The organism is Nonomuraea sp. NPDC052116 (genome assembly GCF_040680035.1).
GTDB lineage: Bacteria > Actinomycetota > Actinomycetes > Streptosporangiales > Streptosporangiaceae > Nonomuraea > Nonomuraea angiospora_A.
This window is the reverse complement of the sequence record NZ_JBFAWA010000012.1, coordinates 222,712-233,669: the sequence shown is the minus strand read 5'-3', so window position 1 is coordinate 233,669 and position 10,958 is coordinate 222,712. Positions and strand designations below refer to the sequence as shown.

The 10,958-nt window shown below is 70.8% G+C and carries 11 protein-coding genes; 3 read left to right on the top strand and 8 right to left on the bottom strand.

Translation table 11 applies throughout. The features are described from left to right. The first annotated feature begins 169 nt into the window (after window positions 1–169). The 3 genes from AB0L65_RS24765 to AB0L65_RS24755 all read left to right on the top strand — a co-directional run bounded on the left by AB0L65_RS24765 (window position 170) and on the right by AB0L65_RS24755 (window position 3,472). The gene (locus tag AB0L65_RS24765; protein WP_364249203.1) at window positions 170–907 is read left to right on the top strand and encodes a DeoR/GlpR family DNA-binding transcription regulator; all 738 of its coding nucleotides are present in this window, start codon (window positions 170–172) and stop codon (window positions 905–907) included. A 93-nt stretch (window positions 908–1,000) separates the two neighbouring features. After that, on the top strand, window positions 1,001–2,557 hold the full coding sequence (locus AB0L65_RS24760; RefSeq protein WP_364249201.1) for an alkaline phosphatase D family protein: 1,557 nt from the start codon (window positions 1,001–1,003) through the stop codon (window positions 2,555–2,557). A 15-nt stretch (window positions 2,558–2,572) separates the two neighbouring features. Continuing rightward, the gene (locus AB0L65_RS24755; RefSeq protein ID WP_364249199.1) at window positions 2,573–3,472 is read left to right on the top strand and encodes a discoidin domain-containing protein; all 900 of its coding nucleotides are present in this window, start codon (window positions 2,573–2,575) and stop codon (window positions 3,470–3,472) included. A 64-nt stretch (window positions 3,473–3,536) separates the two neighbouring features. Here the strand turns inward: AB0L65_RS24755 and AB0L65_RS24750 are convergent, their stop codons facing one another. Genes AB0L65_RS24750 through AB0L65_RS24715 form a run of 8 tightly spaced genes read right to left on the bottom strand, consistent with a single transcriptional unit; the run spans window position 3,537 to window position 10,958 of the window. Beyond that, window positions 3,537–4,271, bottom strand: coding sequence for an SDR family oxidoreductase (locus AB0L65_RS24750; protein ID WP_364249197.1), 735 nt, complete (start codon window positions 4,269–4,271; stop codon window positions 3,537–3,539). Window position 4,272: 1 nt separating this feature from the next. Further along, on the bottom strand, window positions 4,273–5,508 hold the full coding sequence (locus AB0L65_RS24745) for an exo-alpha-sialidase (protein WP_364249195.1): 1,236 nt from the start codon (window positions 5,506–5,508) through the stop codon (window positions 4,273–4,275). Next, window positions 5,505–6,287 (bottom strand): aldolase/citrate lyase family protein, encoded by a 783-nt coding sequence (locus AB0L65_RS24740; RefSeq protein ID WP_364249193.1) that lies wholly within the window; start codon window positions 6,285–6,287, stop codon window positions 5,505–5,507. The genes AB0L65_RS24745 and AB0L65_RS24740 overlap by 4 nt, the downstream gene beginning before the upstream one ends. Before the next feature lie 28 nt (window positions 6,288–6,315). Then, window positions 6,316–7,317 carry an aldo/keto reductase gene (locus AB0L65_RS24735; RefSeq protein ID WP_364249191.1) on the bottom strand — a complete coding sequence of 334 codons (1,002 nt, stop codon included), beginning with the start codon at window positions 7,315–7,317 and terminating at the stop codon, window positions 6,316–6,318. Then, on the bottom strand, window positions 7,314–8,189 hold the full coding sequence (locus AB0L65_RS24730) for an ABC transporter ATP-binding protein (protein WP_364249189.1): 876 nt from the start codon (window positions 8,187–8,189) through the stop codon (window positions 7,314–7,316). The genes AB0L65_RS24735 and AB0L65_RS24730 overlap by 4 nt, the downstream gene beginning before the upstream one ends. Beyond that, on the bottom strand, window positions 8,186–9,082 hold the full coding sequence (locus AB0L65_RS24725) for an ABC transporter ATP-binding protein (RefSeq protein WP_364249187.1): 897 nt from the start codon (window positions 9,080–9,082) through the stop codon (window positions 8,186–8,188). The genes AB0L65_RS24730 and AB0L65_RS24725 overlap by 4 nt, the downstream gene beginning before the upstream one ends. Beyond that, window positions 9,079–10,026 carry an ABC transporter permease gene (locus tag AB0L65_RS24720; protein WP_364249185.1) on the bottom strand — a complete coding sequence of 316 codons (948 nt, stop codon included), beginning with the start codon at window positions 10,024–10,026 and terminating at the stop codon, window positions 9,079–9,081. Before AB0L65_RS24720 ends, AB0L65_RS24725 begins: the two co-directional genes overlap by 4 nt. After that, window positions 10,023–10,958, bottom strand: a complete 936-nt coding sequence (locus AB0L65_RS24715; protein WP_363974798.1) for an ABC transporter permease — start codon at window positions 10,956–10,958, stop codon at window positions 10,023–10,025. The genes AB0L65_RS24720 and AB0L65_RS24715 overlap by 4 nt, the downstream gene beginning before the upstream one ends.

The following is a 10,958-nucleotide window of genomic DNA, read 5'->3' as shown; positions in this document are numbered from 1 at the left end:
GGGCCTGTTAAGTTAACAGCCGATTTTGTTAAAAATGAGGGATGTCGGGAGAGTACGAGTCGCCCGAGAAGAGTGTCAAGAGTAGGATCCGCAACCGTCCAGGCAAGGGTGAGGGCTCAGGGTGAATTCGCGGCAGCACACCTCCGGCAAGTCCGCTCGGTGGCGGGACATGGCCGAGCACATCGTACGGCGTGGCTCGGCCACGGTGACGGAGCTCGCGGAGAGCTTCGACGTGAGCGTGATGACCGTACACCGCGACCTCGACGAACTGGAGCGCCAGGGCATGGTGCGCAAGGTCCGCGGCGGCGCCACCGCCCAGGCCTCCAACGTCTGGGAGAGCAACATCGCCTACCGGCTCACGGCGCACACCGCGGAGAAGGACGCGATCGCCAGGGTGGTGGCCGGGCTCATCGAGCCGGGCAGCTCCGTGATGCTCGACGACTCCACCACGGCCCTGGCCGTGGCCCGCCACCTGGGCGAGCTCGCGCCGCTGACCGTGCTGACGAACTTCCTCGAGGCGATCAGGCTACTCGCGGCCGCCCCCGACATCCGGCTCATCGCGCTCGGCGGTGAGTACCATGCCACACACGACTCTTTCCTCGGGCTGGGCTGCGTGGACGCGGTCGAGGCGGTCAGCACGGACGTGGTCGTGGTCTCCACCTCCGCGGTCTCCGACCAGTACGCCTTCCACCAGGAGCAGGAGATCGTGCTGGTCAAGCGGGCGATGCTGGGCTCGGGCACCCGCCGGATCCTGGCCGTGGACGGCTCGAAGCTGGCCAGGGTGGCGCTCCACCGGGTCGCGCCGCTCGACGACTTCGACGTCATCGTGGTCGACGCCAACGCCCCCGCCGAGATGCTGCAGCGCCTGCGCGACCGGCACCGGCGGGTCGAGGTCGCCCAGTTGTAACACGTTTGTGTGTGATTTTTAACTTCACTCTTGTTACAAGCTTGCCTGCTTGCTACAAAGTGAGGGCTTTCGCCCCCCATCTGAGGAAGCAGCATGCACACGCGCCGTTCGTTCCTCGGTCTGAGCGCATTAGCCCTGGCGTTCAGCACCGACCTCGCCGACCCGTGGACCGCGGCCGCCACGGTGAGCGGCGACTACCCCTTCCAGCTCGGCGTCGCCTCCGGCGATCCGCTGCCCGACCGGGTGATCCTCTGGACCCGGCTGGCGGTCAGGCCGCTCGAACCGCTGGGCGGGCTGCCGTACAACAAGATCAAGGTCGAGTGGGAGATCGCCGAGGACGAGGCGTTCACCCGGCGCGCTGGATACGGCTCCACGTGGGCCACCCCCGAGTACGGCCACTCGGTCCACGTGGACGCGAAGGGGCTGCGCCCCGGCCGCGACTACTTCTACCGCTTCCGCACCGGCGGCGAGCTCAGCCCGGTCGGCAGGACCAGGACGGCGCCCGCGCCGCGCAGCAGCCCCGAGTCGCTGCATCTGGCCTTCGCCTCGTGCGCGTCGTGGCAGGACGGCTACTACTCCGCCTACCGCCACCTCGCCGAGGAGCGTCCCGACGTCGTCTTCCACCTCGGGGACTACATCTACGAGTACGGCATCGTGCCCTCGGGCGGGAACCGCAACACGCCGGTGCCCGAGCAGTTCCGGGTGCAGTGCGACACGCTCGACCGCTACCGCGTCCAGTACGGCCTCTACAAGAGCGACCCCGACCTGCAGGCCGCGCACCAGGCGGCGCCGTGGATCGTCACCTGGGACGACCACGAGGTGCTCGACAACTGGGCGGGCCGCTTCGGCCCCGGCGGCGAGGTGTCCGAGCAGGACTACCTGGTGATCCGCGCCAACGCCTTCCGCGCGTACTGGGAGAACATGCCCATCAGGGTGCCCGCCGTGCAGGGGCCCGACGCCCGGATCTACCGCAGGTTCTCCTTCGGCGACCTGGCCGAGTTCAACGTGCTGGACACCCGCCAATACCGCGACGACCAGGTCTGCGGCGACGGGCAGCAGATCGACTGCGCCGAACGGCTCGACCCGGCCCGCCAGATGCTCGGGGCCGAGCAGGAGAAGTGGCTGCTCGACGGCCTGGGCGAGTCCCGCGCCAAGTGGAACGTGCTGGCCCAGCAGATCGCCATGATCCAGCTCGACTACGACGCCGGGCCCGCGCAGAAGCTCAGCATGGATCTCTGGGACGGCTACAAGGCCGCCAAGGACCGCGTGCTGAACGGCATGGTGGAGCGGCAGGTCAGCAACCCCGTCGTGCTGACCGGCGACATCCACTACAACCTGGCCGGGGAGCTCAAGACGAACTTCGACGACCCCTCCTCGCGGACTGTCGGCGTGGAGTTCGTCGGGACCTCCGTCAGCAGCGGCGGCAACGGCAACCCGAACACCGGCCTGCCGGCCGGCGGCACCGATGCTGTCAACCCGCATCTCCGCTTCTCCAGCTACCAGCGCGGCTACGTCTCCTGCGAGGTCACCAGGAGCCAGTGGCGGGCGGACTTCAAGGTGGTGCCGTACGTGGACCGGCCCGGCGCGCCGGTCTCCACCAGGGCCAGCCTCGTGACCCTCGACGGCGTGCCCGGCCTGCACGCGCTCTGACAGGAAGGACCGATCATGCGACTCCTCACCGCCGCGCTGGCCGCCACCGCCGTCGTCGTGACCGCCCCGGCCGCCGCCCACGCCCAGGATCCCTCCGAGCCCCCGTCGAACCCGTCGCTCACCGTCAAATCGGGCGCCTCCAAGGGCACCGGCAGGCTGACCCCCATCGCGGGCGCCGACCGGGTCGTGGCCCCGCTCGGCGTGGACCCGGCCTGCCCGGCCAAGCTCGAGATCGGCATGCGCAGCGACGCCAGGAAGCCGTCGTACGCGACCATGTCCGTCGAGGTGACAGCGCCGCTGTCCGCCTCCCGCTCGATGCTGACCAGCTACCTGCCGCCCGGCTACGAGCTCGGCGCGAAGCTGCTGATCGCCGTGCCGCCCACCACGCCGCAGGGCGAGTACGCGCTGCGCCTGAAGACGCCGGACCGCACCCTGTCGGTCCCCGTCCAGGTCGTCACCCTGGACCAGCTCGACAACGGCGGCAATTTCGCCCTGCGCCGCCCCGTCACCGCCTCGTCCCAGCACACCAACGCGAACTACCCGCCGTGCAGCGTCGCCGACGGCGACGCCGGCTCGAACGGCTGGGCCGGGGGCAACGGCTGGAACGACGCCACGGCCAGGGCCTGGCCGGACACGGTGTCGATCGCGCTGGGCGGCGCCAAGCAGATCTCCCGCGTCGACCTCTACACCCTGAACACCGAGCGCTACCCGTCCTCGAGCGTCGGGCTGCGCGACTGGGACGTCCAGGCGGGGCTGAACGGCCAGTGGCAGACGGTCGCGCAGGTCCGCGGCAACACCGCGGGCAGCGTCCGCTCGGACTTCGCCGCTGTGACGGCGGACGCGGTCCGGATCGTCGCCCTGGCCTCGAACGGCGGCAACGACTACACCCGCATCACGGAGGTGGAGGTCCGCTAGACGAGGAGACGGAGCCGCCAGCCCAGGAGACGGAGCGGCCAGCCCAGGAGACGGAGCCGCCGGCTCACAGGGACGCGCCGCCGCACATCACCAGGTGCTGGCCGGTGACCGCGCCTCCTTCCGGGCCGAGGAGGAAGGCCGTCAGTCCCGCGACCTCCTCGGGTCTGATGAACCGGCCCAGCGGCGGAACCCGTGGCGGCGTGGCGGCACGTCCGGGATCCCGCAGCATGGGGGTGTCCGTCGGGCCGGGGGCGACCACGTTGACGGTGATGCCACGCGGGGCCAGTTCCATGGCCCAGGAACGGGACAGGCCCACGAGCGCGGCCTTGGTCGCCGCGTACTGGCTCTTGCCCACCGCGCCCGCCATCGTGCGGCTTCCGATCAGCACGACGCGGCCACCTGGGCGGATCGCGCCGGCGAGGGTGTTCACCAGAACGGTCGCGGCCTCGACGTGGACGCGCCACATGAGGGCGCCGTCCTGTGCCGAGAGGCGTCCGAGCGGTGCGGAGCGTTGCAGGCCCGCCGCGTGCACGACGGCGTCGACGGTGCCCACCGCGGCCGACGCGTCGGCCAACCGGTCGAGGTCGGTCAGGTCGGCCTGGATCCACGCGTAGGCCGGGCTGTCCTGGCGGTGCTCCGGAGGGCGGGTACGGCTCATCCCGGTGACGTGCCAGCCCTCGAGGAGCAGGCGTGCGGCGATGGCCTGGCCGATGCCGGAGCTGGCCCCGGTCACCACCGCGTGCTGCGGCTGCTCCGCGGTCTGTCCGTTGTGGCGGTCTGGCGTGGTGTCCGTCGACACGTCAGACGCCCGCGGCGCGGGCGGCCCACTCGGGTCGCACCCGTACGTACTTGATGACGCGGCGGTGGTAGGTGAAGGCGATGTGCAGGTCGCCGTCGGCGCTTTCCTGGATGGACGGGTAGGAGTACTCCCGGTTGAGACCCTCGCGGGAGTTGTTGGTCAGGCAGTAGCCGTCGCCCACCTCCAGATCGCGGCGGATCGGCCACGTGCGCCCACCGTCGTCGGACAGCGCGAGCGTCATGGGCGCGCGCGGGGCGCCCCAGAACGCGGTCCGCTCATCGCTCCCGGCGGGTGCCGGACTCGCCGGGGTCGCCGGACTCGCCGGGGTCTCGGCCAGGCCGTCGTCGTCGACCTCGTCGTACAGGGAGACTCTCCGTTCGGTGGCGTCGGCCGCGCTGCTGGCGTTGAACACCAGCGCGAGCCGGCCGTCACGCAGTGGGACGTACTGGATGGAGGAGTTGTTGTTGGGCAGTTCGGTGGCGGCGGGAGCGCTCCAGGTCACGCCCTCGTCCTCCGACCGGCTGGCGTGGATCGAATCCGCCCAGCGGCTGCGGAACAGCGCGAGCAGCGTGCCGTCGGCCAGGAGGTGGACGTTCATGTGGACGCAGCCGGTGCTGTCGGGGACGAGCTGTTCGCGCCAGGTTCGTCCCTCGTCGTCGGAGATCATGAGGGAGCTGGTGTCACGGTCGCCGACCCAGCGCCTGCCCGGCGTGGTGACGCAGTTGAAGACGGGCAGGAGCCATCGGCCGGAGGGCAGCACGAGCACGGGCTGCCGGACGAAGACGCCGCCGCGGCTCGTGGCGGGGAAGAGGGTGTGCACAGGTCCCCAGGTCTGACCGTCGTCTCGGGAGATGCGACGGCGGACTTCGGCGGTGTCCTGGTTGCCGGCGTGCTGGGCGGTGTACAGCAGCCACAGCTCTCCGGCGGGCGTGGGGAACAGGACCGGGTTCTGCTCGGAACGCGTCATGTCGTCGGACAGCCGCGTGGGCGTGGACCAGGTGTCCGCGCCCTTCCGCAGCCGGGAGAACCAGATGGAGATGTCCGAGACGCCTTCCTGCGTGCCGCCGAACCACACGCAGCCCAGATCACCGTCGTGCAGCGACATGAGGTTGGCCGCGTGGTTCTGCACGGCGGGCGCGATCAGGTACGCGTCATGGCGGTCCGGATCGTCGTCGCGAACCCGGATCAGGCCGTCCATGGGCAGGTGATCGGGGACGGAGGTCGGGGACTGGCTCACTGTTCTCCTTGGCGAGACTGGGCTCGGGCGTCGGTCAGGTGGGACCTCGCGGCCTGTTCGAGGTGGACGAGGTCGCAGGCGATGGTGGCGAAGGTGTATCCCTCGGCCAGGCGCTTGGCGGCCGTCCCGCCGTCGGGGGTGTGAATGCCGGCGGCGATGCCGGCGGACCTGGCGGCTTCACGCACCGTGACCAGCGCGTCCTCGAACTGGGAGGCGATCGCGGGGTCGCCGGGGAAGGCGCCGCCCAGGGCCAGGCACAGATCGGACGGGCCGACGTAGACGCCGTCCAGGTCGGGGGTGGCGCAGATCGCCTCGACGTTCGCCAGCCCCTGTGCCGTCTCGATCATGGCGAGGACCAGCACGGTGGCGTCGCTGTCCGCGGGGCGTGGTCCGATGCGGAGCGCGGAGCGCATCGGGCCGTACGAGCGGCGCCCTTTCGGTGGATAGCGGGTCGCGGAGACAGCGGCCGCGGCGTCCTCGGCGGTGTCGATGAGAGGCACGATGACGCCTGCGGCGCCCGCGTCGAGGGCACGGCCGATGGGGGCGGGGCTGTTCGCCTCGACTCTGACCAGGCCCGCGGACACGCCGCCCGCGTCGATCGCGGTCAGGCCGCTCAGCAACCCCGAGTAGCCCAGCAGTCCGTGCTGGGCGTCCAGGCACACGTAGTCGTATCCGAGGCGCGCGATGCGCTCGGTGGACACGGGCGAATCGAGCACGGCCCAGTAGCCCAGTGCGGGTTGCCGGGCGCGGATCCTGGCGGTGAAGTCGGTGATGCTCACGGCTGGCCTTCTCCTCGGTGGTCGGCTCTCATCGGTTGTAGGCGGGCATCGGGCCGCGCAGCGCCGCGCCCACGCGGTCACAGGCTGCCACGACGTCCTCGGGAAGCGGTCCTGCCGCGGCGGTGGCGATGTTCGCGCGCAGGTGTTCGACCTTGGAACCGCCGAGCAGGAGCGCCCCCACGCCGTCGCGATGGAGCAGCCACCGCAGGGACAGCTCGACGAGGGGGATGCCCGACTGCGCGGCGATCTCACCGAGGGCGGTGACGGCCTCGAACAGCGCCGGGTTCCAGTACCGCTGCCGGTACATGGGGGCGAGCTTGGAGTCCCCGAAACGGCCGGCGGAAGGGTCCTGCTCGAAGGTGTGCCGGCCGGTGAGCAGGCCCCCGCCGAGCGGGTTGTAGACCATGGTCGTCAGGCCGGTGCTCTGCGCGAACTCCAGGTATTCCTCCTCCACCCTGCGGGCCAGGAGGTTGTAGAGCTGCTGGGCGACGACCGGGCGCGGCGCGCCGACGGCGTCGGCGGTGTGGTTGAGCTCGGCGATCTGCCAGGCCGCGTAGTTGGAGACGCCGAGCGCGCCGATCTTGCCCTCGGCGACGAACTCGGCGACGGCGCCGAGCGTCTCGGCCGGCGGCGTGCGGCGGTCGGGCTGGTGCAGGTAGAACAGGTCGACGTGGTCGACCCGCAGGCGGCGCAGGCTGCCTTCGAGGCTCGCCCGCAACGCCTTGGCGGACAACGGCGCGTCATCGCCCGCGTCCGGATGGGGCATGCCTGCCTTGGTGGCGAGGACGACCCGGTCGCGCCGGGTGGCGAGCAGCGGCCCCAGGATGGACTCGGTCGCGCCGCCCGCGTAGACGTTCGCGGTGTCCACCCCGGTGATCCCGGCGTCGAGCGCCGCGTCCAGCATGCGCGCGGCCTCCTTCGCGTCGGCCGTGTCGCCGAACGTCATGGTGCCCAACACCAGCCGGGACAGGCCGATGCGCGCCCCAGACGGTGTCGCTGCCGGTGTCGCCGCCGGTACGGAAGTTGTCATCGGTCGGTTCCTCGCTGAACGGGTGTCCCGGGGGACTGCTCGGTGGACTGCTTGGCGGACGGGACCCGCACCAGATCGCGCGGCTTGCGCCCGCGTATGGCTGACGGGTCCAGCGCGGCCCTGCGGAGGGCGCGGGTGTAGGGGTGGGCCGGCGCGGCCAGCACCTTCCGGGTCGGGCCGGACTCGACCAGGCGCCCTTTGCTCATGACGATGATGTCCTCGCTGATCTCCCTGACCACACCGAGGTTGTGGGAGATCACGACATAGGTGAGGCCGGTCTCAGCCTGGATCTTCATGAGCAGGGCGAGGACCTGCGCCTGGACGGACACGTCCAGAGCGCTCGTCGCCTCGTCGCAGACCAGCAGATCGGGCTTGGAGGCCAGGGCCCTGGCGATGCCGATGCGCTGGCGCTGGCCGCCGGAGAACTCCGGCGGGCGGCGCTCGAGGGCCGTGGCGGGCAGGCCCACCTGGTCGATGAGCCTGGCCGCCTCATTGGCCCGTGCGCGTCTGTCGCGCATTCCGCGCACCCGCAGCGGTTCCGCGACGATCTCCGCCGCCGACAGGTGCGGGTCGAGCGATCCATACGGGTCCTGGAAGATCATCTGTACCCGGGTGCGCATCGGGCGCAGCTGTTTCTCACTCAGCCCCGCGATGTCGGTGCCGCCCACCACGATGCGGCCCGCGGTGGGCTTGACCAGCCGTACGATCGACCGGGCGATCGTGGACTTGCCGCAGCCCGACTCCCCCACGATGGCCAGGGTGCCGCCCTGCCGGACGGTGAAGCTGACGTCGTCGACCGCGCGGAACATGCCGTGCGCCACGGGATAGTCCACGACGAGGCCGTCGACCTCGAGGAACGCGTCATCGGTCATCGGGATTCTCCCAGTGCCACCGGGTCGGCGGGCGACCCGTCGTCGAGGGGCGCTTCCGGGGACTCACCGTCCTCGTCCCACGGGCCGAGCCGCGGGACCGCCGTCAGCAACTTCCTGGTGTACGGGTTGCCCGGCGCGTCGACGATCTGTTCGGCCTCGCCGGACTCGACGAATCGCCCGTCCTTCATGACATGGATGCGGTCGGAGACGAGCCGGGCCACGCCGATGTCGTGAGTGATCATGAGGATGCCGATGCCGGTGTTCTCCTGTACTTCGAGCAGCAGGTCGAGGATGCCTGCCTGGACGGTGACGTCCAGGGCGGAGGTCGGTTCGTCGGCGACGAGCAGCACGGGCGACCCGGCGAGCGCGAGCGCGATGAGCACGCGCTGCAGCATGCCGCCTGACAGCTGGTGCGGATACTTGCGGAGCTGGGACTCCGGATCGGGGATGTGCATCCGGGCCAGCAGGTCGACGGATCGCGCGATGGTCTCCGACTTGGACAGGCCACGATGCCGCAGCCGAACGGCCTCACGGAGCTGCTGCCCGATCGTATGGACGGGACTGAGCGCCGTCATCGGATCCTGCGGGATGAGGGAGACGGTACGCCCGCGTACCTTGCGCGCCGCGCGCGGGTCGGCGATGACGTCGGCGCCCTGGAAGCGGGCTCTGCCGGACAGGACCGCCAGCTCCGGCGGGAGCAGCCGCAGAATGCCCATGGCCGTGGTGGACTTGCCGGATCCGGACTCACCGATGATCGTCACGGTTTCGCCCTGGCGGATGAGGAAGCTGACGCCGTCGACCGCGCGGACGATGCCGGCTTCGGTGATCAGCTCGATCTGCAGGTCCTCGACCTCCAGCAGGGGCTGGTCGGCCTCGTCGAACTCGGCTGTCATGCCCGGCTCACCTTCCCTTTCCGCCTGCGTACGCGGTCCCGAAGCCCGTCTCCGAGCAGGTTGACGCCGACGACGAGCAGCACGATGACCAGTCCGGGCAGCGTGACCAGCCACCACGACGTCGTGATGTAGTCCTGGCCGTCGGAGATGATGCGGCCCCAGGTGGCGAACGGGCGCTGCGGACCGGCGCCCAGGTAGCTCAGCGCGCTCTCCAGCAGCACGGCCTGGGCCAGCAGCAGCAGGATCACGAGTGTGGCCTGCTTGACGACGTTGGGCAGCACGTGCCGGAGCAGGGTGGTGACGCGGCGCAGGCCGAGCACCCGGGCCGCGGCCACGTAGGGTTTCTCCCGCTCGACGAGCACCAGGGAACGGGTCAGGCGGGCCACCTCCGGCCACTGCGCGATCGCGATCACGAAGGTGATGACCGGGATGGAGGGGCCGAAGAGCGCGACGACCAGCAGCAGCATCAACAGCAGAGGCAGCGAGAGCTGGGCTTCCAGCAGGCGGGAGACCACGGTGTCGACCCAGCCGCCGAAGAATCCGGCCGCGGCGCCGGCGATGAGGCCGATGATGCCGGACACGACGATGGCCAGCACCCCGACGGTGAGCGAGACCTGGCCGCCGTGCAGCACCCGGGAGAGCAGGTCCCTGCCGAGCTGGTCGGTTCCGAACAGGTGCCCGCCGGTCAGCGGCGGCAGGCGGCGCAGGCCGAGGCTCTGCTCGTCCGGCCCGGGGATCGGCAGCACGTTGGCCAGGACGACGGGCACGACGACCAGGGCCACGCACACCGAGCCGACCCACAGCTTCAGCCGCGCGCCCTTGCGGCGGCGGACCGCCGCGGATCGCGCGAGATCCTTGGCGGTCACCGCGCTGGGCCGCGCGGGGGGCTCCGGGACGTCCTGGTCTCTGAAGCCGTCGGCGGGGCCGGCCTCCATGGCGGTCATGAGGCCACCGCCTTCCCGAGTCGTACCCGCGGGTCGAGCAGCGGGTAGGCCAGATCGATGAGGAGTTGGACGGCCACCGTCAGGATGGCCGTGACCAGGACGGTCGCCTGGATCAGCGGATAGTCCCTGGTTTCCAGCGCGCGCACGACGAGCGATCCGACACCCGGCCAGGCGAAGACGACCTCGACCACCACCACGCCGTTGAGCATGGCGGCGAACCGGGTGCCGAGCGCGGTCACCACCGGGACGGCCGAGTTGCCCATGGCGTAGCGCCAGGTCAGGCCGCGCTCGGAGATGCCGCGGGAGCGGGCGATCGTCAGGTAGGGAGCCGCGAAGCCGGTCCCCATCTCCCGGCGTACCAGGCGGGAGATCAGCGCGATCTGCAGGATGCCGACCGTCACGGTCGGCAGCACCAGGCCGCCCCAGCTGGTGAAACCGGATGCCGGCAGCACGGGGACGAGCACCGCGAAGATGGTCAGCAGCATGATGCCGCTCCAGAACTCCGGCATCGACTGGCCGGCGATCATGGCCACGTTGGCCCCCAGCTCGCGGGCGGTGTCGGCGTGCCGCGCCATCCAGACGCCGAGCGGGATGGCCACGACCGCGGCGAACAGGATGGAGGACACGGCGAGCATGACGGTGTACGGCATCCGGCTGAGGACGACGTCCAGGGCGGGGGCCTGGAAGGAGAAGGACGTGCCGAGGTTGCCGCTGAACAGGTCACGAACGAAGATCCCGTACTGCTGTATCAGCGGTTTGTCCAGGCCGAACTGGACGCGGATGCGTTCGAGCTCCGCCGTGGTGGCCAGGGGGCTGGCGTAGGCGGCGGCCGGATCCCCTGGCGCCAGCCGTACGAGGACGAAGACTGTGGAGACGGTCAGGAAGATCGCCAGCAGGCTCTGCCCGACACGTTGGGCGACATATCGGACCAC

Coding starts and splice junctions, on each gene's coding strand:
- AB0L65_RS24730 (WP_364249189.1), bottom strand. CDS start 8,189: ATGACCGATGACGCGTTCCTCGAGGTCGACGGCCTCGTCGTGGACTAT.
- AB0L65_RS24765 (WP_364249203.1), top strand. CDS start 170: ATGGCCGAGCACATCGTACGGCGTGGCTCGGCCACGGTGACGGAGCTC.
- AB0L65_RS24755 (WP_364249199.1), top strand. CDS start 2,573: ATGCGACTCCTCACCGCCGCGCTGGCCGCCACCGCCGTCGTCGTGACC.
- AB0L65_RS24760 (WP_364249201.1), top strand. CDS start 1,001: ATGCACACGCGCCGTTCGTTCCTCGGTCTGAGCGCATTAGCCCTGGCG.
- AB0L65_RS24725 (WP_364249187.1), bottom strand. CDS start 9,082: ATGACAGCCGAGTTCGACGAGGCCGACCAGCCCCTGCTGGAGGTCGAG.
- AB0L65_RS24735 (WP_364249191.1), bottom strand. CDS start 7,317: ATGACAACTTCCGTACCGGCGGCGACACCGGCAGCGACACCGTCTGGG.
- AB0L65_RS24720 (WP_364249185.1), bottom strand. CDS start 10,026: ATGACCGCCATGGAGGCCGGCCCCGCCGACGGCTTCAGAGACCAGGAC.